Annotated in this window: 19 protein-coding genes; 14 read left to right on the top strand and 5 right to left on the bottom strand. The window is 53.1% G+C overall.

Features of this window, described 5'->3' with window-relative positions; genetic code table 11:
• Window positions 1–30: 30 nt before the first annotated feature.
• The 5 genes from leuD to leuL form a co-directional block, all read right to left on the bottom strand.
• Window positions 31–636, bottom strand: a complete 606-nt coding sequence (gene leuD / locus OGY83_RS15680; protein WP_003829572.1) for a 3-isopropylmalate dehydratase small subunit — start codon at window positions 634–636, stop codon at window positions 31–33.
• Window positions 637–646: 10 nt separating this feature from the next.
• On the bottom strand, window positions 647–2,047 hold the full coding sequence (gene leuC / locus OGY83_RS15675) for a 3-isopropylmalate dehydratase large subunit (RefSeq protein WP_286636268.1): 1,401 nt from the start codon (window positions 2,045–2,047) through the stop codon (window positions 647–649).
• A gap of 2 nt (window positions 2,048–2,049) precedes the next feature.
• Window positions 2,050–3,141, bottom strand: a complete 1,092-nt coding sequence (gene leuB / locus OGY83_RS15670; protein ID WP_003829570.1) for a 3-isopropylmalate dehydrogenase — start codon at window positions 3,139–3,141, stop codon at window positions 2,050–2,052.
• Window positions 3,141–4,712: a 2-isopropylmalate synthase gene (gene leuA, locus OGY83_RS15665; RefSeq protein ID WP_003829569.1), complete on the bottom strand. Its 1,572-nt coding sequence runs from the start codon at window positions 4,710–4,712 to the stop codon at window positions 3,141–3,143. The genes leuB and leuA overlap by 1 nt, the downstream gene beginning before the upstream one ends.
• Window positions 4,713–4,803: 91 nt before the next feature.
• Window positions 4,804–4,890: a leu operon leader peptide gene (gene leuL, locus OGY83_RS15660; RefSeq protein WP_048998978.1), complete on the bottom strand. Its 87-nt coding sequence runs from the start codon at window positions 4,888–4,890 to the stop codon at window positions 4,804–4,806.
• A gap of 654 nt (window positions 4,891–5,544) precedes the next feature.
• Here leuL and leuO point away from each other — a divergent pair.
• The 14 genes from leuO (at window position 5,545) to murG (ending at window position 21,980) form a co-directional block, all read left to right on the top strand.
• A complete protein-coding gene (gene leuO, locus OGY83_RS15655) occupies window positions 5,545–6,492 on the top strand; it encodes a transcriptional regulator LeuO (protein WP_079937089.1) in 948 nt (315 codons plus the stop codon).
• A 308-nt stretch (window positions 6,493–6,800) separates the two neighbouring features.
• A complete protein-coding gene (gene ilvI, locus OGY83_RS15650; protein ID WP_191234187.1) occupies window positions 6,801–8,525 on the top strand; it encodes an acetolactate synthase 3 large subunit in 1,725 nt (574 codons plus the stop codon).
• A 2-nt stretch (window positions 8,526–8,527) separates the two neighbouring features.
• On the top strand, window positions 8,528–9,019 hold the full coding sequence (gene ilvN / locus OGY83_RS15645) for an acetolactate synthase small subunit (RefSeq protein ID WP_003829566.1): 492 nt from the start codon (window positions 8,528–8,530) through the stop codon (window positions 9,017–9,019).
• Between the two features lie 265 nt (window positions 9,020–9,284).
• Entirely contained in the window at window positions 9,285–10,289 is a 1,005-nt protein-coding gene (cra, locus tag OGY83_RS15640; protein WP_003018794.1) for a catabolite repressor/activator, read from the top strand.
• Between the two features lie 613 nt (window positions 10,290–10,902).
• Window positions 10,903–11,361 carry a division/cell wall cluster transcriptional repressor MraZ gene (gene mraZ / locus OGY83_RS15635; RefSeq protein WP_003018792.1) on the top strand — a complete coding sequence of 153 codons (459 nt, stop codon included), beginning with the start codon at window positions 10,903–10,905 and terminating at the stop codon, window positions 11,359–11,361.
• Window position 11,362: 1 nt separating this feature from the next.
• Window positions 11,363–12,304 carry a 16S rRNA (cytosine(1402)-N(4))-methyltransferase RsmH gene (gene rsmH / locus OGY83_RS15630; RefSeq protein WP_003018789.1) on the top strand — a complete coding sequence of 314 codons (942 nt, stop codon included), beginning with the start codon at window positions 11,363–11,365 and terminating at the stop codon, window positions 12,302–12,304.
• Complete coding sequence (gene ftsL, locus OGY83_RS15625) at window positions 12,301–12,666, top strand: cell division protein FtsL (protein WP_000625651.1); 366 nt, start codon at window positions 12,301–12,303, stop codon at window positions 12,664–12,666. Before rsmH ends, ftsL begins: the two co-directional genes overlap by 4 nt.
• Window positions 12,667–12,681: 15 nt before the next feature.
• Window positions 12,682–14,448 (top strand): peptidoglycan glycosyltransferase FtsI, encoded by a 1,767-nt coding sequence (ftsI, locus tag OGY83_RS15620; protein ID WP_123268704.1) that lies wholly within the window; start codon window positions 12,682–12,684, stop codon window positions 14,446–14,448.
• A complete protein-coding gene (gene murE, locus OGY83_RS15615; RefSeq protein WP_079937086.1) occupies window positions 14,435–15,922 on the top strand; it encodes a UDP-N-acetylmuramoyl-L-alanyl-D-glutamate--2,6-diaminopimelate ligase in 1,488 nt (495 codons plus the stop codon). The genes ftsI and murE overlap by 14 nt, the downstream gene beginning before the upstream one ends.
• A complete protein-coding gene (gene murF, locus OGY83_RS15610; protein WP_286636266.1) occupies window positions 15,919–17,277 on the top strand; it encodes a UDP-N-acetylmuramoyl-tripeptide--D-alanyl-D-alanine ligase in 1,359 nt (452 codons plus the stop codon). The genes murE and murF overlap by 4 nt, the downstream gene beginning before the upstream one ends.
• Complete coding sequence (mraY, locus tag OGY83_RS15605; protein ID WP_003018774.1) at window positions 17,271–18,353, top strand: phospho-N-acetylmuramoyl-pentapeptide-transferase; 1,083 nt, start codon at window positions 17,271–17,273, stop codon at window positions 18,351–18,353. The genes murF and mraY overlap by 7 nt, the downstream gene beginning before the upstream one ends.
• A 2-nt stretch (window positions 18,354–18,355) precedes the next feature.
• The gene (gene murD, locus OGY83_RS15600) at window positions 18,356–19,672 is read left to right on the top strand and encodes a UDP-N-acetylmuramoyl-L-alanine--D-glutamate ligase (RefSeq protein WP_032942364.1); all 1,317 of its coding nucleotides are present in this window, start codon (window positions 18,356–18,358) and stop codon (window positions 19,670–19,672) included.
• Window positions 19,672–20,916 carry a cell division protein FtsW gene (gene ftsW / locus OGY83_RS15595; protein WP_003829529.1) on the top strand — a complete coding sequence of 415 codons (1,245 nt, stop codon included), beginning with the start codon at window positions 19,672–19,674 and terminating at the stop codon, window positions 20,914–20,916. Before murD ends, ftsW begins: the two co-directional genes overlap by 1 nt.
• Window positions 20,913–21,980: an undecaprenyldiphospho-muramoylpentapeptide beta-N-acetylglucosaminyltransferase gene (gene murG, locus OGY83_RS15590; RefSeq protein WP_123268706.1), complete on the top strand. Its 1,068-nt coding sequence runs from the start codon at window positions 20,913–20,915 to the stop codon at window positions 21,978–21,980. The genes ftsW and murG overlap by 4 nt, the downstream gene beginning before the upstream one ends.
• The last annotated feature ends 44 nt before the right edge of the window (window positions 21,981–22,024 follow it).

Raw genomic sequence — 22,024 nt, 5'->3', positions numbered from 1 at the left:
TGGCCACCGTGCGGTGACCAGCGGGAGAGATTACTGCATAAATGCTGGCTGCTTGTCTTCGTACTCGGTGATAGCCGCTTCATGCTGCAGCGTCAGCCCGATACTGTCCAGACCGTTCAGCATGCAGTGGCGGCGGAAGTCGTCGATTTTAAAGCTGTAGGACTTATCGCCTGCTTTTACTACCTGCGCTTCCAAATCCACTTCAAATTTAATGCCCGGATTGGCTTTCACCAGTGCGAACATTTCATCTACCTGCGCGTCGCTCAGGGTCACCGGCAACAGTTGGTTATTGAAACTGTTGCCGTAGAAGATGTCGGCGAAGCTTGGTGCGATCACCACTTTAAAGCCGTAATCGGTCAGCGCCCATGGCGCATGTTCGCGTGAAGAGCCGCAACCAAAGTTTTCCCGTGCGAGCAGAATGGATGCCCCTTTATATTCCGGGAAGTTCAAAACGAACTCAGGGTTCGGCTGTTGCCCCTTTTCGTCCAGGAAACGCCAGTCGTTAAACAGATGAGCGCCAAAACCGGTGCGCGTAACCTTCTGCAAAAACTGTTTAGGGATAATTGCGTCGGTATCAACGTTGGCGGCATCCAGTGGGACAACCAGGCCGGTATGCTGGGTAAATTTCTCTGCCATGGTAGTTTCCTTATTTGATGCTGCGAATGTCGGCAAAATGACCGGTAACGGCGGCAGCGGCGGCCATAGCCGGGCTGACTAAATGCGTGCGACCACCGCGGCCCTGACGACCTTCAAAGTTACGGTTACTGGTGGATGCGCAGCGTTCGCCAGGATTCAGGCGGTCATTGTTCATGGCCAGGCACATGGAACAGCCCGGTAAACGCCATTCAAAACCGGCTTCGATGAAGATCTTATCCAGACCTTCTGCTTCCGCCTGCGCTTTCACCGGACCAGAGCCCGGCACCACCAGTGCCTGCACGCCCGGCGCAACTTTGCGCCCTTTGGCGATTTCTGCCGCGGCGCGTAAATCTTCAATACGCGAGTTGGTGCAGGAACCGATGAACACTTTATCGATAGCGACTTCCGTTAACGGAATACCCGGTTTCAGCCCCATATACGCCAGCGCTTTTTCAGCCGATGCGCGCTCAACGGGATCGGCAAATGACGCCGGGTCGGGAATATTATCGTTCACCGAGATGACCTGACCTGGATTCGTTCCCCAGGTGACCTGCGGCGCAATCTCTTCTGCCTGCAGGGTAACGACGGTATCAAACGTTGCGTTGTCGTCGGTTTTCAGCGTTTTCCAGTACGCAACCGCGTTGGCAAAATCCTCGCCCTTCGGTGCGTGTAAACGACCCTGCACATAGTTAAAGGTCGTTTCATCCGGTGCGACCAGACCCGCTTTGGCACCCATTTCAATGGCCATGTTGCACAGGGTCATCCGGCCTTCCATGCTCAATGCACGGATGGCTTCGCCACAAAACTCAACTACGTGTCCGGTACCGCCTGCGCTACCGGTTTTACCGATAATCGCCAGCACGATATCTTTGGCGGTAATGCCAGGGGCTGCTTTACCGTTGACTTCAATCTTCATGGTTTTGGCGCGCCCCTGTTTCAGGGTCTGCGTCGCCAGAACATGTTCAACTTCAGAGGTGCCAATGCCAAACGCCAGCGCGCCGAACGCGCCGTGTGTAGCGGTGTGGGAATCGCCGCAGACGATGGTCATACCCGGCAACGTCACACCTTGTTCTGGTCCCATCACGTGAACGATACCCTGATACGGGTGGTTCAGATCGTAGAGCTCGACGCCAAATTCGTTACAGTTCTTAATCAGCTCCTGCATCTGGATGCGCGCCATCTCACCTGACGCGTTGATATCTTTGGTCTGGGTAGATACGTTGTGATCCATGGTGGCAAAGGTTTTACCCGGCTGGCGCACCTGACGGCCATGCGCGCGCAGACCATCAAACGCCTGCGGAGAGGTCACTTCATGCACCAGATGTCTGTCGATGTACAACAGTGGGGTTTCGTTTTGCGCCTCAAAGACGACGTGCGCATCAAACAATTTTTCGTACAACGTTTTGTCCATGATTACACCCCTTCTGCGACGTAACGGGCAATGATGTCGCCCATTTCATCGGTACTGACTGCGGCAGCGCCACGGGCTAAGTCACCGGTGCGAATGCCTTCTTCTAATGCGCGGTTGATGGCGCTCTCAATTGCGGTTGCCGCATCATTGGCATCCAGGCTGTAGCGCAGCAGCAGCGCCAGCGACAGGATCTGGGCGATAGGGTTGGCAATGTTTTTCCCGGCGATGTCCGGAGCGGAGCCGCCAGCAGGCTCGTACAAACCGAAGCCCTGCTCATTCAGGCTGGCGGACGGTAACATGCCCATTGAACCGGTGATCATGGCGCACTCATCAGACAGAATGTCACCAAACAGGTTAGAGCACAGCAACACGTCGAACTGGGATGGATCTTTAATTAACTGCATTGTCGCGTTGTCGATGTACATATGCGCCAGTTCAACGTCCGGGTATTCATTAGCAATTTCATTGACGATTTCGCGCCACAGAATAGACGTTTGCAGTACGTTAGCTTTATCAATAGACGTGACTTTACGGCGACGTTTGCGAGCGGATTCAAACGCGATACGCGCAATACGTTCAATCTCGAAACGGTGATAAACCTCGGTATCAAAGGCTTTTTCATGTTGTCCGCTGCCTTCGCGGCCTTTTGGTTGACCGAAGTAAATCCCGCCAGTCAGTTCGCGTACGCACAGGATGTCGAAACCGTTCGCGGCGATATCTGCCCGCAGAGGGCAAAACGCTTCCAATCCCTGGTAGAGCTTAGCAGGGCGCAGATTGCTGAATAATTTGAAGTGTTTACGCAATGGCAACAGCGCGCCACGCTCTGGCTGCTGGTTTGGCGGCAGGTTTTCCCATTTCGGACCGCCAACGGAGCCAAACAGAATGGCGTCAGCTTGTTCACAGCCTTCAACCGTTGCAGGCGGCAGCGGCTGACCGTGGTTATCGATAGCGGCACCACCCACGTCGTAGTGGCTGGTGGTAATGCGCATGTTAAAACGGTTGCGGATTGCGTCCAGTACCTTCAGGGCTTGCGCCATCACTTCCGGGCCAATACCGTCACCCGGCAAAACAGCAATATGATAATTCTTCGACATCACACGGTTTCCTTGTTGTTCTCGTTGTTCTGAGCTTTGCGTTGCAATTCTTTTTCGACTTCTTCGGCGCGCCAGATGTTGTTCAGCACATGCACCATTGCTTTAGCAGAAGATTCGACGATATCTGTCGCCAGACCGACGCCGTGGAAACGACGACCGTTATAGTTGGCAACGATATCCACCTGACCCAGCGCATCTTTACCGTGCCCTTTGGCGGTCAGGCTGTATTTCACCAGTTCGATGTTGTACTCAGTTACACGGTTGATGGCCTGATAAATGGCATCGACCGGACCGTTACCGTTCGCCGCTTCGGCCTTGACTTCTTCACCGCAAGCCAGCTTGACGGAGGCGGTGGCGATGTCGTTTGAGCCGGACTGCACGCTGAAGTAATCCAGACGGAAATGCTCTGGCTCTTCCTGCTGTTTATTAATGAAGGCCAGCGCTTCCAGGTCGTAATCAAATACCTGACCTTTTTTGTCTGCCAGTTTCAGGAATGCGTCGTACAGATTGTCCAGACTGTATTCATTTTCTTTATATCCCATCTCGTCCATACGGTGTTTCACCGCGGCGCGACCGGAACGGGAGGTCAGGTTCAGCTGTACCTGGTTCAGGCCGATGGATTCTGGCGTCATGATTTCGTAGTTTTCACGATTTTTCAGTACGCCGTCCTGATGGATGCCGGAAGAGTGGGCAAAGGCGCCGCTACCGACAATGGCTTTGTTTGCCGGAATTGGCATGTTGCAGATTTGGCTGACTAACTGACTGGTGCGCCAGATCTCCTGGTGATTGATGCGGGTCTGTACATTCAGGATATCTTTACGCACCTTGATCGCCATGATTACTTCTTCCAGTGAGCAGTTACCGGCGCGTTCGCCGATACCGTTCATCGCGCCTTCCACCTGACGCGCTCCGGCGTGAACGGCCGCCAGTGCGTTGCCTACGCCCAAACCTAAATCATCATGGGTGTGTACGGAGATGATGGCTTTATCGATATTTGGTACGCGTTCATACAGGCCAGAAATGATTGCCCCAAATTCGAAAGGCATGGTGTAACCGACGGTATCGGGGATGTTAATGGTTTTGGCACCCGCGTTAATGGCAGCTTCAACCACGCGAGCCAAATCGGCGATAGGGGTACGGCCTGCATCTTCGCAGGAGAACTCCACGTCATCGGTATAATTACGCGCACGCTTAACCATGTAGACCGCGCGCTCAATGACCTCATCCAGCGTACTGCGTAATTTCGTCGCGATGTGCATCGGCGAGGTGGCGATAAACGTATGAATACGGAAAGCCTCAGCAACTTTCAGAGATTCTGCGGCAACGTCGATATCTTTTTCTACGCAGCGAGCTAAGGCACAAACGCGGCTGTTTTTAACCTGACGAGCGATGGTCTGAACTGACTCAAAGTCGCCCGGTGAAGAAACGGGGAAACCCACTTCCATCACGTCAACGCCCATACGCTCAAGGGCCAGCGCAATCTGCAGTTTTTCTTTCACACTCAGGCTTGCCTGTAACGCCTGTTCACCATCGCGTAAGGTGGTATCGAAAATAATGACTTGCTGGCTCATGGTTTAGGTCCTTGGTTTCTTAGGGCGCCTTGCTTCGAGCATAAAAAAACCCGCGCAACGGCGCGGGTTTTTTGTCTTAACTGGAGCTGACTTAATGCTGAATGTCGTCCACCAGTCTACCGCGCAATGAAGATGCGTTTAGTAGTAGTAGACCGTTAAAACGAGCAATGTAAGTCATCAATTAAGCTCCAGGCGAATGCGATATGCTTTTAGTGGTACTGGATATGAAGACTGATGTCAACCCTCACCCCTGCAAATGCCTCGCCAGAGGGGGAAAGTTTCTGCAAAACTTAAGCGAATTGTGCTGAATTTTTCGGGGTACATAAAATTAATCAGTAGATGGTTGTACATATTTTTCATGGTTTGACATATTTGAGCATAATTATTTGCATTTATTGTAACGGCGAACTAAAGAAAAATTCACTCCTGGGATTTCATATCTTTATGATTTATCTGTTTTTATAGTAATCATGAATGGCTATGGGCGGTGTGACACCACATAATTGATAAATTAATGTTAACTTTTAATGTATTAATAATATAAAGATTTAATTAAAGCTTAAATACGTATTCACGATATGTATGATTGTATATTCGCCATGCTTATGGTTATATTGTTTTTGAAATTTAAACATATGAATCATCGTGCAGTGACTCCTGCCACACTGCGCTCGCATTGGTTTTTTGTTCATTTAGGTTTGTGCCTTTATGTTTTCCTAATTTTAATGTTTTTTCTTTTTCTCATCTTATATGTATGGTAAATCATATTAACGGAGATTATTTCTTCACTCCGTCTGGGAAAAGGGAGTTTAGAGTGACAGTGGAGTTAAATATGCCAGAAGTAAAAATAATAGATAAAACAAATATTATAGATATGGGAAAGCCACAGCTTCGCATGGTTGATCTTAATTTATTAACCGTCTTTGATGCGGTGATGCAAGAACAAAACATCACCCGTGCCGCACATACTCTGGGGATGTCGCAACCCGCTGTCAGTAATGCGGTCGCGCGCCTGAAAGTGATGTTTAATGATGAGCTTTTTGTTCGTTATGGACGCGGTATCCAGCCGACAGCAAGAGCCTTCCAGCTATTTGGTTCTGTTCGCCAGGCATTGCAATTAGTGCAAAATGAACTGCCTGGATCGGGTTTTGAACCAGCCAGCAGCGAGCGCGTATTCAATCTTTGCGTATGCAGCCCATTGGATAATATTCTGACGTCGTTGATTTATAATCGAGTTGAGCAAGTTGCACCAAACATTCATGTCGTATTTAAATCTTCACTCAATCAAAATACAGAGCATCAATTGCGTTACCAGGAAACTGAATTCGTTATTAGCTATGAAGAGTTCCGACGTCCTGAATTTACCAGTATTCCGTTATTCAATGACGAAATGGTGTTAGTGGCAAGTAAAAAGCATCCACGCATTAGTGGTCCTTTACTGGAAAACGATGTCTATAATGAACAGCATGCGGTAGTGTCACTTGATCGCTTCGCATCATTCAGCCAACCGTGGTATGACACACCGGATAAACAATCCTGCGTGGCTTATCAGGGCATGGCATTAATTAGCGTTCTTAATATTGTGTCGCAAACGCATTTGGTCTCTATTGCGCCACGTTGGTTAGTAGAAGAATTTGCCGATTCTTTAGAACTACAGATCCTGCCTTTACCGTTAAAATTGAACAGCCGCACATGCTATCTTTCGTGGCATGAAGCCGCAGGCCGGGATAAAGGACATCAATGGATGGAAGAGCTGTTAGTCTCCGTTTGTAAGCAGTAGCATTTGGCAGAGTAAACCGGACGGTGCATCCTGTTTATTCTGCTTTTAACTTTATATCTGAAATTTTATGCTGAACTCTATTTTTTACGTCTGTCAAAAAATAGAGTAATTGCTGTAAGTTCCCATTTTTAAGCGATTATTTATCATACTGATTGCTTATGCTGGTTTAATTCTCCGTTTATTCGCGTCTTTCCTCCTTTTTATTCTTATTTACTCCAGTGTCACCCCTTCGGAGTCAATTGCCATGCGTCATCGTCAGCGGTTAATGTGTTGTTAAACCGTAATTCATTATAAGAGTGAGGCAAGCCATGGAGATGTTGTCTGGAGCCGAGATGGTCGTCCGATCGCTCATCGATCAGGGTGTGAAGCAGGTATTCGGTTATCCCGGGGGGGCCGTCCTCGATATTTATGATGCGCTGCATACGGTCGGCGGTATTGATCATGTGCTGGTCCGCCATGAACAAGCTGCGGTACATATGGCTGATGGCCTTGCGCGCGCCACGGGAGAAGTAGGTGTCGTATTGGTCACATCTGGACCGGGGGCGACTAATGCGATCACAGGCATTGCAACGGCTTATATGGATTCTATTCCGCTGGTGATCCTCTCCGGACAAGTCGCAACGTCGCTGATTGGCTACGATGCCTTCCAGGAGTGCGACATGGTAGGTATATCCCGCCCGGTGGTAAAACACAGTTTCCTGGTCAAACAAACGGAAGATATTCCGCAGGTGCTGAAAAAAGCCTTCTGGCTGGCAGCAAGCGGTCGTCCCGGGCCAGTGGTGGTGGATTTGCCGAAGGATATTCTGAATCCGGCGAAGAAACTGCCTTATAGCTGGCCGGACTCGGTGAGTATGCGCTCGTATAATCCGACGACGACGGGACATAAGGGACAGATCAAACGGGCGCTACAGACGCTGGTTGCGGCGAAGAAACCTGTTGTCTATGTGGGTGGGGGCGCGGTCAATTCGGCTTGCCATGAGCAGTTAGCTCAGATTGCTGAAGCGCTGAATCTGCCGGTTGTCTCCTCGCTAATGGGGTTGGGCGCGTTTCCGGCCACGCATCGTCAGGCGCTGGGCATGTTGGGAATGCACGGTACCTACGAAGCGAATATGACCATGCATCATTCCGATGTGATCTTTGCTGTCGGCGTTCGCTTTGACGATCGAACGACGAATAACCTGGCAAAATATTGTCCGAATGCGACCGTGCTGCATATCGATATCGATCCGACCTCTATTTCTAAAACCGTTACTGCGGATATTCCGATTGTGGGTGATGCCCGCCTGGTACTGGATCAAATGCTCGAACTGCTGGAGCAAGAGAAATCACAGCAACCACTGGATGATAACCGTGACTGGTGGCAACAGATTGAGCACTGGCGCGCCCGTCAGTGTCTTAAATACGATACGCAAAGTGAAAGCATTAAGCCGCAGGCGGTGATTGAAACTATCTGGCGTTTGACGAAAGGGGAGGCGTATGTGACCTCTGACGTTGGCCAGCATCAAATGTTTGCCGCACTTTACTATCCGTTCGATAAACCGCGTCGCTGGATTAACTCAGGCGGCCTCGGGACTATGGGATTCGGTTTACCCGCGGCGTTAGGGGTGAAAATGGCGTTGCCGGATGAAACGGTAGTGTGCGTCACCGGGGATGGCAGCATTCAGATGAATATCCAGGAGTTGTCGACGGCGCTGCAATATGAACTGCCGGTGCTGGTGCTCAACCTTAACAATCGTTATCTCGGCATGGTCAAGCAGTGGCAGGACATGATCTACTCCGGGCGCCACTCACAGTCTTACATGCAGTCGCTGCCCGATTTTGTGCGCCTTGCTGAGGCTTATGGGCATATCGGTATCCAGATTAATCATCCAGATGAACTTGAGAGCAAGCTGGGTGAAGCGCTGGAACATGTGCGTAACCATCGTCTGGTGTTTGTCGATGTCACCGTCGATGGCAGTGAGCATGTCTACCCGATGCAGATTCGTGGGGGTGGGATGGATGAAATGTGGTTAAGCAAAACGGAGAGGACCTGATTATGCGCCGGATATTATCAGTATTGCTGGAAAACGAGTCGGGTGCATTATCGCGGGTGATTGGCCTCTTCGCCCAGCGTGGATACAACATTGAAAGCCTGACCGTCGCGCCGACCGACGATCCGACCTTATCGCGGATGACGATTCAGACGGTAGGGGATGAGAAAGTCCTTGAGCAGATCGAAAAGCAGCTTCACAAGCTGGTGGATGTTCTGCGCGTCAGCGAACTGGGGCAGGGTGCTCACGTTGAACGAGAAATCATGCTGGTGAAAATCCAGGCCAGTGGTTATGGCCGGGAAGAGGTGAAACGCAACACGGAGATTTTCCGCGGGCAAATCATCGACGTAACGCCATCTATCTACACCGTACAACTGGCGGGCACCAGCGATAAGCTGGATGCGTTTCTGGCAACCCTGCGTGAAGTCGCCAAAATTGTGGAGGTTGCCCGTTCCGGCGTAGTGGGACTCTCCCGTGGCGATAAAATTATGCGCTAATAGTCGACTGTAGGCCTGATAAGCACAGCGCCATCAGGCATCATCACGGAGATCATGCCGGATGGCGGCGTAAATGCCTTATCCGGCCTACATGTAACGTACCCGTTTGCGCTGATGCTACCTGTTGCGCTTTTTTTTTGCGAAATCAGCAGTAACCAGAGACAAAAGCGGTTGCCGCAGTCATTATTCTGCGCTTAGATGTTAAGAAGTTTAACCCATGCCATCTAAAAGGTTATGGTTTGTACATTTTACGCAAGGGGCAATTGTGAAACTGGATGAAATCGCTCGGTTGGCCGGCGTTTCGCGAACGACTGCAAGCTACGTTATTAATGGCAAAGCAAAGCAATATCGCGTAAGCGACAAAACGGTTGAAAAAGTCATGGCGGTGGTGCGTGAGCATAATTACCACCCGAATGCCGTGGCGGCCGGGCTGCGTGCTGGACGCACACGTTCTATTGGGCTGGTGATCCCGGATCTTGAGAACACGAGCTATACCCGGATCGCAAACTATCTGGAGCGCCAGGCGCGTCAGCGTGGGTATCAGCTGTTAATTGCCTGCTCTGAAGATCAGCCGGATAACGAAATGCGCTGTATTGAGCATCTTTTACAGCGCCAGGTCGATGCCATAATTGTGTCGACTTCCTTGCCACCTGAGCATCCGTTCTACCAACGCTGGGCAAACAGTTCATTCCCGATTGTGGCGCTGGATCGTGCACTGGATCGCGAACATTTTACCAGCGTTGTGGGTGCGGATCAGGATGATGCGGAAATGCTGGCGGAGGAGTTACGCAAATTCCCTGCTGAAACCGTCCTCTATCTGGGCGCGCTTCCTGAGTTATCCGTCAGTTTCCTGCGCGAACAGGGTTTTCGTACCGCGTGGAAGGACGATCCGCGTGAAGTCCATTTCCTGTACGCCAACAGCTATGAGCGGGAAGCGGCTGCGCAGCTGTTTGATAAATGGCTGGAAACGCACCCAATGCCTCAGGCGTTGTTTACCACGTCGTTTGCCCTGTTGCAGGGGGTGATGGATGTGACCCTGCGTCGTGACGGGCAGCTGCCGTCTGATTTAGCGATTGCGACTTTTGGCGATCACGAACTGCTCGACTTCCTGCAGTGCCCGGTACTGGCAGTGGCACAGCGCCATCGTGATGTCGCGGAACGCGTGCTGGAGATTGTACTGGCAAGTCTGGACGAACCACGTAAACCAAAACCAGGTTTAACGCGTATACGGCGTAATCTGTACCGTCGCGGTATTCTCAGCCGTAACTAAGTTTCCTCAATTGATGACGTCGGCGGGATAAGCCTCTGACGTCTTCAATTTTTCTATTCTCAGAAATAACCGCATTATATTTAAGAATATTCTTTAGAATTATCTGAAATTCATTCTTGAAATACCCCGAATTAAAAATGCAACTATCCATTTTTGGGTTATTGATACGTAACGACGCGTTACGCTTGTATTATTTTGTTACATGCGTGTATGGATTTGCCGAATTAACAAACACTTTGCTCTCATATTGCGGCCATCCGGTGCTTACCTCGGCCCTGCGCGGCGTACAGACCGATTAACTGGTACTGTTAACTCGCTGCATATTGTCCTAAAATGCCGCTCGCGTCGCAAACTGACACTTTATATTTTCTTTGGATGATATTCAGTTGTTTTAAACAATGATGAGTTGTTGGATTTTTTTCTTACAAATATTCATGACGTTAATTTGCTTCGTTTGCTGTACGGATTTTGTTCAACGCTGATATTAGCCGTAAACAATGGGTTTTTTGCTCCGCTAAGCGCCGCGACTTGCTTGACAAGGTTTTCCTCCGCTCCGTAAACTCCTTTAAGTGGGAATTTGTGGGATAAAGTGGTAATTGGGGGTGAGGCTGGCATGTTCCGGGGAGCAACGTTAGTTAATCTCGACAGTAAAGGGCGCTTATCCGTGCCTACCCGTTATCGGGATCAACTGCTTGAGAGCGCTACCGGTCAAATGGTTTGCACCATTGACATCCATCACCCGTGCCTGCTGCTGTACCCCCTGCCTGAATGGGAAATAATCGAGCAGAAGCTATCGCGTCTGTCGAGCATGAATCCAGTTGAGCGTCGCGTACAGCGCTTATTGTTGGGTCATGCCAGCGAATGTCAGATGGATAACGCTGGTCGATTACTGATAGCCCCCATTCTGCGGCAACACGCAGGGCTAACGAAAGAAGTGATGCTGGTTGGGCAGTTCAATAAGTTTGAGCTGTGGGATGAAACGACCTGGTATCAACAGGTCAAGGAAGATATCGACGCTGAGCAGTCTGTTACTGGCGCGTTGTCGGAACGATTGCAGGATTTGTCTCTATAAAATGACGGAAAATTATAAACATACAACGGTGTTGCTGGATGAAGCCGTAAACGGCCTGAATATTCGTCCAGATGGCATCTACATTGACGGGACATTTGGTCGCGGTGGTCACTCACGTCTGATCCTCTCCCAGCTTGGCGAAGAGGGACGTTTACTGGCAATCGATCGCGATCCGCAGGCTATTGCCGTTGCAAAAACGATTACCGATCCTCGCTTCTCCATCGTACATGGACCTTTTTCTGCGCTGGCTGACTATGTTGCTGAGCGTGGACTGACCGGTAAGATCGACGGAATTCTTCTCGATCTGGGCGTTTCTTCACCGCAGCTCGATGACGCAGAGCGCGGTTTCTCGTTTATGCGTGACGGTCCGTTAGATATGCGTATGGACCCAACACGCGGTCAGTCAGCGGCCGAATGGCTGCAAACCGCCGATGAAGCAGACATTGCCTGGGTGATTAAAACCTTTGGCGAAGAGCGCTTCGGCAAACGCATTGCGCGCGCCATCGTGGAGCGCAACCGCATCGAACCGATGACCCGCACCAAAGAGCTGGCGGAAGTGATTGCGGCGGCAATGCCGGTGAAGGACAAATTCAAACATCCCGCGACCCGTACCTTCCAGGCGGTGCGCATTTGGGTGAACAGTGAACTGGAGGAGATAGAGCAGGCGCTAAAAAGCTCGCTCAGCGTGCTGGCTCCAGGTGGTCGCCTTTCGATCATCAGTTTCCATTCGCTTGAAGACCGCATTGTGAAACGCTTTATGCGTGAACAAAGCCGTGGTCCTCAGGTACCGGCTGGAATACCGATGACCGAAGCGCAGATCAAAAAACTGGGCGGCCGTGAGTTAAGAGCACTAGGCAAGATGATGCCGGGTGAAGAAGAGGTAGCTGAGAATCCTCGTGCCCGTAGTTCAGTTCTGCGTATTGCAGAGAGGACGAACGCATGATCAGCAGAGTGACAGAAGCCCTCAGCAAAGTTAAAGGATCGATAGGAAGCAACGAGCGCCATGCCTTGCCTGGCGTGATCGGTGACGATCTTTTGCGGTTTGGGAAGCTGCCACTCTGCCTGTTCATTTGCATTATTTTGACGGCGGTTACCGTCGTGACAACAGCACACCATACGCGGTTACTGACCGCGCAGCGTGAGCAGCTGGTTCTGGAGCGAGATGCGCTGGATATCGAATGGCGCAACTTGATCCTTGAGGAAAACGCGCTCGGCGACCATAGCCGTGTTGAACGGATCGCAACGGAAAAGCTGCAAATGCAGCATGTTGATCCCTCACAAGAAAATATCGTAGTACAAAAATAAGGATAAACGCGACGCATGAAAGCAGCGGCAAAAACGCACAAACCAAAACGCCAGGAAGAACAAGCCAACTTTATCAGTTGGCGTTTTGCGTTACTGTGCGGTTGTATTTTGCTGGCACTCGGTTTTCTGCTGGGGCGCGTTGCCTGGCTGCAAATCATCGCGCCGGACATGCTGGTGCGTCAGGGCGACATGCGTTCTCTGCGCGTCCAGGAAGTGTCCACATCGCGCGGGATGATTACCGACCGTTCAGGTCGTCCGCTGGCGGTGAGTGTACCGGTGAAGGCGATTTGGGCCGACCCGAAAGAGGTGCATGACGCAGGCGGAGTGAGCGTTGGCGAACGCTGGAGAGCGTTGTCGACCGCGCTGAATATTCCGCTCGATCAACTGGCTTCCCGCATTAACGCCAACCCGAAAGGGCGCTTTATCTATCTGGCGCGTCAGGTAAACCCTGACATGGCTGACTACATCAAGAAACTGAAGCTGCCAGGTATCCACCTGCGCGAAGAATCCCGCCGTTACTATCCTTCCGGAGAAGTGACTGCTCACCTCATCGGCTTTACTAACGTCGACAGCCAGGGGATTGAAGGCGTTGAGAAGAGCTTCGACAAGTGGCTCACCGGGCAACCGGGTGAACGTATCGTACGTAAAGACCGTTATGGCCGCGTTATTGAAGACATCTCCTCTACCGACAGCCAGGCGGCGCATAACCTCGCGTTGAGCATTGATGAGCGTTTACAGGCACTGGTCTACCGTGAACTGAATAACGCCGTGGCGTTCAACAAGGCGGAGTCAGGCAGCGCGGTACTGGTGGATGTGAACACCGGTGAAGTGCTGGCCATGGCCAACAGTCCGTCCTACAACCCGAACAATCTCTCCGGTACGCCAAAAGACGCGATGCGTAACCGCACCATTACCGACGTGTTTGAACCGGGTTCTACCGTTAAACCGATGGTGGTGATGACCGCGCTGCAGCGTGGCGTGGTACGCGAAAACACCGTCCTCAACACTATCCCTTACCGAATTAATGGTCACGAAATCAAAGACGTGGCGCGTTATAGCGAATTAACCCTCACCGGGGTTTTGCAGAAGTCGAGTAACGTCGGTGTTTCCAAGCTGGCGTTAGCGATGCCGTCCTCAGCGTTAGTAGACACTTACTCACGTTTTGGGCTGGGAAAAGCGACCAATTTGGGGTTGGTCGGAGAACGCAGTGGCTTATATCCTCAAAAACAACGGTGGTCTGACATAGAGAGGGCCACCTTCTCTTTCGGCTATGGGCTAATGGTAACGCCGTTACAGTTAGCGCGAGTCTATGCAACGATCGGCAGCTATGGCGTTTATCGTCCACTGTCGATTACCAAAGTTGACCCTCCTGTTCCGGGGGAGCGTATCTTCCCGGAATCAACCGTGCGTACCGTCGTACACATGATGGAAAGCGTGGCGCTGCCGGGCGGCGGCGGCGTGAAGGCGGCGATTAAAGGCTATCGCATCGCCATTAAAACCGGTACAGCGAAGAAAGTAGGGCCGGATGGCCGCTACATCAACAAATACATTGCTTATACCGCAGGCGTTGCGCCTGCGAGTCAGCCGCGCTTCGCGCTGGTTGTTGTTATCAACGATCCGCAGGCGGGTAAATACTACGGTGGCGCCGTTTCCGCGCCGGTCTTTGGTGCCATCATGGGCGGCGTACTGCGCACCATGAACATCGAGCCGGATGCGCTGACAACGGGCGATAAAAATGAATTTGTGAATAATCAAGGCGAGGCAACAGGTGGCAGATCGTAATTTGCGCGACCTTCTTGCTCCATGGGTGCCGGGTGCACCGGAGCGAACACTGCGGGAGATGACGCTTGACAGCCGTGTGGCTGCATCGGGCGATCTCTTTGTCGCAGTATTAGGTCATCAGGCGGACGGGCGTCGGTATATCCCGCAGGCGATAGCGCAAGGTGTGGCTGCCATTATTGCAGAAGCAAAAGATGAAGCTACTGATGGTGAAATCCGTGAAATGCATGGCGTTCCGGTCATCTATCTTAGTCAGCTTAACGAACGTTTATCTGCACTGGCGGGCCGTTTTTACCACGAGCCTTCTGAGAAAATGCGTCTGGTCGGCGTGACCGGGACCAACGGTAAAACCACCACCACCCAATTGCTGGCCCAGTGGAGCCAACTGCTTGGCGAAACCAGCGCGGTGATGGGAACAGTAGGCAATGGCCTGCTGGGCAAAGTGATCCCGACGGAAAATACTACCGGCTCAGCCGTTGATGTCCAGCATGTGCTGGCGGGGCTGGCTGCGCAGGGCGCAACGGTTGGCGCGATGGAAGTCTCTTCACACGGCCTGGTTCAGCATCGCGTGGCGGCGCTGAAGTTTGCCGCATCAGTATTTACTAACTTAAGCCGTGACCATCTCGACTACCACGGCGACATGGAACATTACGAAGCCGCGAAATGGCTGCTGTATTCCACGCACCATTGTGGTCAGGCCATCGTCAATGCGGATGATGAAGTCGGTCGTCGCTGGCTGGCGAAACTCCCTGATGCGGTTGCCGTTTCGATGGAAGACCACATCAACCCGAACTGTCATGGTCGTTGGTTAAAAGCGGTTGACGTGAAGTATCACGACAGCGGGGCAACGATTCGTTTTACCTCCTCATGGGGCGACGGCGAAATTGAAAGCCGCCTGATGGGGGCGTTTAACGTCAGCAATCTGTTGCTGGCGCTGGCAACACTGCTGGCGTTGGGCTATCCGTTAGCTGATTTACTGAAAACGGCCACACAATTGCAACCGGTTTGCGGGCGTATGGAAGTGTTCAGCGCGCCGGGTAAAACCACCGTGGTGGTTGATTACGCCCATACGCCAGATGCGCTGGAAAAAGCGCTGCAAGCGGCACGTCTGCACTGTACTGGCAAACTGTGGTGCGTCTTTGGCTGCGGCGGCGATCGCGACAAAGGCAAACGTCCGTTGATGGGCGCAATCGCCGAGCAGTTTGCAGATGTTGTCGTGGTGACCGATGACAACCCGCGTACCGAAGAGCCGCGCGCCATTATTAACGACATTCTGGCGGGTATGCTGGATGCCGGACAGGCGAAGGTGATGGAAGGTCGCGCAGAAGCCGTGACAAACGCCATTATGCAGGCGAAAGAAAACGACGTGGTGCTGGTGGCCGGGAAAGGTCACGAAGATTACCAGATCGTGGGCTCGCAGCGTCTCGACTATTCTGACCGCGTGACCGCAGCGCGTCTGCTGGGGGTTATCGCATGATTAGCGTAACGCTCAGCCAACTGGCGGAGATCCTCCAGGGCGAATTGAAAGGGGCCGATCTGACCCTTGATGCCGTAACAACCGATACGCGTAAAGTGACGCCGGGCTGCCTGTTTGTGGCGCTGAAAGGCGAACGCTTTGACGCCCACGATTTTGCCGACAAAGCGCAAGAGAGCGGGGCGGGTGCTCTGCTGGTCAGCCGTCCGTTGAACACCAACCTGCCGCAGTTGATTGTTAAAGATACGCGTCTGGCGTTTGGTGAACTGGCGGCGTGGGTTCGTGCTCAGGTTCCGGCGCGCGTTGTCGCGCTGACCGGCTCATCCGGTAAAACGTCCGTCAAAGAGATGACGGCTGCCATTCTGAGCCAGTGTGGTAACACGCTATATACCGCGGGCAACCTGAATAACGACATCGGTGTACCGATGACGCTGTTGCGCTTAAACAACGATTACGACTATGCCGTGATTGAGCTCGGTGCCAACCATCAGGGTGAAATCGCCTGGACCGTCGGCCTGACGCGTCCGGAAGCGGCGCTGGTGAACAACCTGGCCGCCGCGCACCTGGAAGGCTTCGGCTCCCTGGCGGGCGTTGCGAAGGCAAAAGGTGAGATTTTTACCGGCCTGTCAGCGAACGGTATCGCCATTATGAATGCCGACAACAACGACTGGTTGAACTGGCAGAGCATCATCGGCGATCGCAAAGTCTGGCGCTTCTCCCCGAATGCGGCCAACAGCGACTTTTCGGCAACCAACGTTCATGTGACCTCGCATGGTACAGAATTTTCTCTGCAAACGCCGACCGGGAGCATTGATGTCCTGCTGCCGTTACCGGGTCGCCACAATATCGCTAACGCCCTTGCGGCGGCGGCGCTTTCTATGGCGGTAGGCGCGACGCATGAGGCGATCAAAGCGGGTTTGAAGGATCTGCAAGCGGTACCGGGACGTCTGTTCCCGATTCAACTCGCAGAAAATCAGCTGCTGCTGGACGACTCCTATAACGCGAACGTCGGTTCGATGACCGCAGCGGTGCAGGTGCTGTCTGAAATGCCGGGTTATCGCGTACTGGTCGTAGGCGATATGGCAGAGCTTGGCGCAGAAAGTGAAGCATGCCATGTACAGGTGGGGGTTGCTGCGAAAGCAGCAGGCATCGACCGTGTACTGAGTACAGGAAAACTGAGTCAGGCAATTAGCGACGCCAGTGGCGTTGGCGAACATTTTGCGAATAAATGCGCGCTGGCCGTGCATCTTAAAGCATTGATTGCAGAACATCAGGTCATGACGATTTTAGTGAAGGGTTCACGTAGTGCCGCCATGGAAGAGGTAGTACGCGCATTACAGGAGAATGGAACATGTTAGTTTGGCTGGCCGAACATTTGGTCAAATATTATTCCGGCTTTAACGTCTTTTCCTATCTGACGTTTCGCGCCATCGTCAGCCTGCTGACCGCGCTGTTCATCTCTTTGTGGATGGGCCCGCGCATGATTGCCCGCTTGCAAAAAATGTCCTTTGGACAGGTCGTACGTAACGACGGTCCGGAATCGCACTTCAGTAAACGCGGTACGCCAACCATGGGCGGGATCATGATCCTCACCGCGATTGTCATCTCCGTACTGCTGTGGGCATATCCGTCGAACCCGTACGTCTGGTGCGTGCTGGTGGTATTGATTGGCTACGGCATTATCGGTTTTGTCGATGACTACCGCAAAGTGGTGCGCAAAGATACCAAGGGACTGATTGCCCGCTGGAAATACTTCTGGATGTCGGTGATTGCGCTGGGCGTGGCCTTTGCGCTGTACCTCGCCGGTAAAGACACCCCGGCTACCGAGCTGGTGGTGCCGTTCTTTAAAGACGTGATGCCGCAGTTGGGGCTGTTCTACGTGCTGCTGGCGTACTTCGTGATTGTGGGTACTGGCAACGCGGTAAACCTTACCGATGGCCTGGATGGCCTGGCGATTATGCCGACCGTGTTCGTGGCCGCGGGTTTTGCGCTGGTGGCGTGGGCGACCGGTAACATGAACTTTGCCAACTACCTGCACATTCCCTATTTACGCCATGCCGGCGAACTGGTGATCGTCTGTACGGCGATTGTCGGTGCGGGGTTAGGCTTCCTGTGGTTTAACACCTATCCTGCGCAGGTCTTTATGGGCGATGTCGGTTCGCTGGCGCTGGGCGGCGCGCTGGGGATTATTGCCGTGCTGCTGCGTCAGGAATTCCTGCTGGTGATCATGGGCGGTGTATTTGTCGTAGAAACGCTGTCGGTCATTCTGCAGGTTGGCTCCTTTAAGCTGCGCGGACAGCGCATCTTCCGTATGGCGCCGATTCACCATCATTATGAACTGAAAGGCTGGCCGGAACCGCGCGTAATTGTGCGCTTCTGGATTATTTCGCTGATGCTGGTGCTGATTGGCCTGGCAACGCTGAAGGTACGTTAATCATGGCTGATTACCAGGGTAAAAAAGTCGTCATTATCGGTCTGGGATTGACCGGGCTGTCCTGCGTGGATTTCTTTCTGGCGCGTGGCGTGACGCCGCGAGTGATGGATACCCGCGCAACGCCACCTGGCCTGGATAAATTGCCGGAAGCGGTTGAGCGTCATGTTGGCAGCCTGAATGATGATTGGCTGCTGGCCGCCGATCTCATCGTTGCCAGCCCTGGTATTGCCCTGGCGCATCCTTCGCTGAGCGCTGCCGCTGATGCAGGGATCGAAATTGTCGGTGACATCGAGCTGTTCTGTCGCGAAGCACAGGCGCCGATCGTCGCGATCACCGGTTCCAACGGGAAAAGCACCGTCACCACGTTAGTGGGGGAAATGGCGAAAGCGGCTGGTGTGAACGTGGGCGTCGGTGGAAATATCGGCCTGCCCGCGCTGATGCTGCTGGATGACGAACGTGAGCTGTATGTTCTGGAGCTGTCGAGCTTCCAGCTGGAGACAACCTCCAGCTTACAGGCCGTAGCCGCCACCATTTTGAACGTCACCGAAGATCATATGGACAGGTATCCGTTTGGCTTGCAGCAGTACCGTGCGGCCAAACTGCGCGTCTATGAGAATGCGAAAGTGTGTGTGGTTAATGCCGATGATGCGCTGACCATGCCGATTCGCGGGGCGGATGAGCGCTGCGTGAGCTTTGGCATCAACATGGGTGACTATCATCTCAATCGTCAGCAGGGTGAAACCTGGCTGCGGGTGAAGGGCGAAAAAGTCCTGAACGTGAAAGAGATGACGCTCACCGGCCAGCATAACTATACCAACGCTCTGGCTGCGCTGGCGCTGGCGGATGCTGCGGGTCTGCCGCGGGCATCCAGCCTGAAAGCGCTGACTACCTTTACCGGTCTGGCGCATCGTTTCCAGTTGGTACTGAATCATAACGGCGTGCGTTGGATCAACGATTCAAAAGCCACCAACGTCGGTAGCACCGAAGCGGCGCTGAATGGTTTGCACGTTGACGGTACGCTGCACCTGCTGCTGGGCGGCGACGGGAAATCCGCCGACTTTATGCCGCTGCAACGTTACCTGACTGGCGACAACATTCGTCTGTACTGCTTTGGTCGCGATGGCGCACAGCTTGCCGCTCTGCGTCCTGAGGTTGCGGAACACACTGAAACCATGGAGCAGGCAATGCGTCTGCTCGCACCTCGTGTGAAGTCGGGTGATATGGTGCTGCTGTCACCAGCCTGCGCCAGCCTTGACCAGTTCAAGAACTTTGAGCAACGCGGTGACGTCTTTACCCGTTTAGCGAAGGAGTTGGGTTGATGCGATTCTCTCTCCCTCGTCTGAAAATGCCGCGCGTACCGGGACTGGGTGTCCTGGCGTGGATCTTCGCGGCACTTAAAGGCTGGGTGATGGCTTCGCGTGATAAAGACGCGGACAGCCTGATCATGTATGACCGCATGCTGCTGTGGCTGACTTTTGGTCTGGCAGCGATCGGTTTTGTGATGGTGACATCAGCATCGATGCCCGTAGGGCAACGCCTGGCAGGCGATCCCTTCCTGTTCGCTAAACGTGACGCGCTGTATATCTTCCTCGCGTTCTGTCTGGCGATGGTGACGCTGCGTCTGCCGATGGAGTTCTGGCAAAAGTACAGCACGACGATGCTGATCGCCTCGATCATCATGCTGCTGATCGTTCTGGTGGTGGGGAGTTCCGTTAACGGGGCATCGCGCTGGATCGCGCTGGGTCCACTGCGTATTCAGCCTGCGGAATTCACCAAGCTGTCGCTGTTCTGTTATCTCGCCAACTACCTGGTGCGTAAGGTCGATGAAGTGCGTAATAACCTGCGCGGCTTCTTAAAACCGATGGGTGTGATTCTGGTGCTGGCTGTCTTACTGCTGGCGCAGCCTGACCTCGGTACGGTAGTGGTACTGTTTGTCACGACGCTGGCGATGCTGTTTCTCGCTGGTGCGAAACTGTGGCAGTTCATTGCCATTATCGGCATGGGGATTTCGGCGGTGGTGCTGCTGATCCTTGCCGAACCGTATCGTATTCGCCGCGTAACCTCCTTCTGGAACCCATGGGAAGATCCGTTTGGCAGCGGCTACCAGTTAACACAATCGCTGATGGCTTTTGGTCGCGGTGAGGTTTGGGGTCAGGGGTTAGGTAATTCAGTGCAAAAACTGGAGTATTTACCGGAGGCGCACACCGACTTCATCTTCGCCATCATTGGGGAAGAGCTGGGTTATATCGGTGTGGTATTGGCACTTTTAATGGTATTCTTCGTCGCTTTTCGCGCGATGTCGATTGGCCGCAAAGCGCTGGAAATTGACCACCGTTTTTCAGGCTTTTTAGCCTGCTCCATCGGGATTTGGTTTAGCTTCCAGGCCCTGGTAAACGTCGGCGCGGCAGCGGGTATGCTGCCAACCAAAGGTCTGACGTTACCGCTGATCAGTTATGGTGGTTCCAGTTTGTTGATTATGTCGACGGCCATCATGTTTTTGTTACGTATTGATTATGAAACTCGTCTGGAAAAAGCCCAGGCGTTTACACGAGGTGCACGATGAGTGGTCAACCGAAGCGGTTAATGGTGATGGCAGGCGGTACCGGCGGGCATGTGTTCCCGGGGCTGGCGGTCGCGCATCATTTAATGGCTCAGGGCTGGCAGGTTCGTTGGCTGGGCACCGCCGATCGTATGGAAGCGGACTTAGTGCCGAAGCATGGCATTGAAATTGACTTTATTCGCATCTCCGGTTTGCGTGGCAAAGGTATCAACGCGCTGCTTGCCGCCCCCGTGCGTATTTTTAATGCCTGGCGTCAGGCGCGCGCCATCATGAAGCAGTTTAAGCCTGATGTGGTGCTGGGTATGGGCGGCTACGTGTCCGGTCCTGGCGGTCTGGCAGCATGGTCATTGGGCATTCCGGTTGTACTGCATGAGCAGAACGGCATTGCGGGATTAACCAACAAGTGGCTGGCGAAGATTGCAACGAAGGTGATGCAGGCTTTTCCTGGCGCTTTCCCGAATGCGGAAGTGGTGGGTAACCCGGTACGCACCGACGTGCTGGCGCTGCCGTTGCCCGAAGTGCGTCTGGCGGGGCGCGAAGGCCCGGTACGCGTGCTGGTCGTCGGCGGATCTCAGGGCGCACGTGTTTTGAACCAGACGATGCCGCAGGTTGCCGCAAAGCTTGGTGACGCGGTGACTATCTGGCATCAGAGCGGCAAAGGCGCGCAGCAAACCGTTGAACAGGCATATGCCGACGCGGGACAACCGCAGCACAAGGTCACTGAGTTTATTGATGATATGGCAGCCGCTTACGCGTGGGCGGATGTCGTAGTTTGTCGCTCCGGCGCGCTGACGGTAAGCGAAATTGCCGCCGCAGGTTTGCCTGCGCTGTTTGTGCCTTTCCAGCACAAAGATCGCCAGCAGTACTGGAATGCGCTGCCGCTGGAGAAAGCGGGCGCAGCCAAAATTCTTGAGCAGCCGCAGTTTACTGTGGATGCCGTCGCTAACACCCTTTCCGGGTGGTCGCGAGAAACCTTATTAACCATGGCAGAACGTGCGCGCGCCGCTTCCATTCCGGATGCCACAGAGCGTGTTGCTAATGAAGTGAGCCGGGCTGCCCGGGCGTAATTGTGGTGATGCCTTTTGCATCGCATGAACTAAGAAGTTAATGG

The organism is Citrobacter sp. Cpo090, assembly GCF_030332665.1.
Lineage (GTDB): Bacteria > Pseudomonadota > Gammaproteobacteria > Enterobacterales > Enterobacteriaceae > Citrobacter > Citrobacter portucalensis.
Note: the sequence above shows the minus strand (reverse complement) of the source record. Positions and strands in the feature narration are given on the sequence as shown.

What these genes read in the sequence shown, in the direction of transcription:
- leuD (WP_003829572.1), bottom strand. Translation starts at nt 636, where the DNA reads ATGGCAGAGAAATTTACCCAGCATACCGGCCTGGTTGTCCCACTGGAT.
- leuC (WP_286636268.1), bottom strand. Translation starts at nt 2,047, where the DNA reads ATGGACAAAACGTTGTACGAAAAATTGTTTGATGCGCACGTCGTCTTT.
- leuB (WP_003829570.1), bottom strand. Translation starts at nt 3,141, where the DNA reads ATGTCGAAGAATTATCATATTGCTGTTTTGCCGGGTGACGGTATTGGC.
- leuA (WP_003829569.1), bottom strand. Translation starts at nt 4,712, where the DNA reads ATGAGCCAGCAAGTCATTATTTTCGATACCACCTTACGCGATGGTGAA.
- leuL (WP_048998978.1), bottom strand. Translation starts at nt 4,890, where the DNA reads ATGACTTACATTGCTCGTTTTAACGGTCTACTACTACTAAACGCATCT.
- leuO (WP_079937089.1), top strand. Translation starts at nt 5,545, where the DNA reads ATGCCAGAAGTAAAAATAATAGATAAAACAAATATTATAGATATGGGA.
- ilvI (WP_191234187.1), top strand. Translation starts at nt 6,801, where the DNA reads ATGGAGATGTTGTCTGGAGCCGAGATGGTCGTCCGATCGCTCATCGAT.
- ilvN (WP_003829566.1), top strand. Translation starts at nt 8,528, where the DNA reads ATGCGCCGGATATTATCAGTATTGCTGGAAAACGAGTCGGGTGCATTA.
- mraZ (WP_003018792.1), top strand. Translation starts at nt 10,903, where the DNA reads ATGTTCCGGGGAGCAACGTTAGTTAATCTCGACAGTAAAGGGCGCTTA.
- rsmH (WP_003018789.1), top strand. Translation starts at nt 11,363, where the DNA reads ATGACGGAAAATTATAAACATACAACGGTGTTGCTGGATGAAGCCGTA.
- ftsL (WP_000625651.1), top strand. Translation starts at nt 12,301, where the DNA reads ATGATCAGCAGAGTGACAGAAGCCCTCAGCAAAGTTAAAGGATCGATA.
- ftsI (WP_123268704.1), top strand. Translation starts at nt 12,682, where the DNA reads ATGAAAGCAGCGGCAAAAACGCACAAACCAAAACGCCAGGAAGAACAA.
- murF (WP_286636266.1), top strand. Translation starts at nt 15,919, where the DNA reads ATGATTAGCGTAACGCTCAGCCAACTGGCGGAGATCCTCCAGGGCGAA.
- mraY (WP_003018774.1), top strand. Translation starts at nt 17,271, where the DNA reads ATGTTAGTTTGGCTGGCCGAACATTTGGTCAAATATTATTCCGGCTTT.
- murD (WP_032942364.1), top strand. Translation starts at nt 18,356, where the DNA reads ATGGCTGATTACCAGGGTAAAAAAGTCGTCATTATCGGTCTGGGATTG.
- ftsW (WP_003829529.1), top strand. Translation starts at nt 19,672, where the DNA reads ATGCGATTCTCTCTCCCTCGTCTGAAAATGCCGCGCGTACCGGGACTG.
- murG (WP_123268706.1), top strand. Translation starts at nt 20,913, where the DNA reads ATGAGTGGTCAACCGAAGCGGTTAATGGTGATGGCAGGCGGTACCGGC.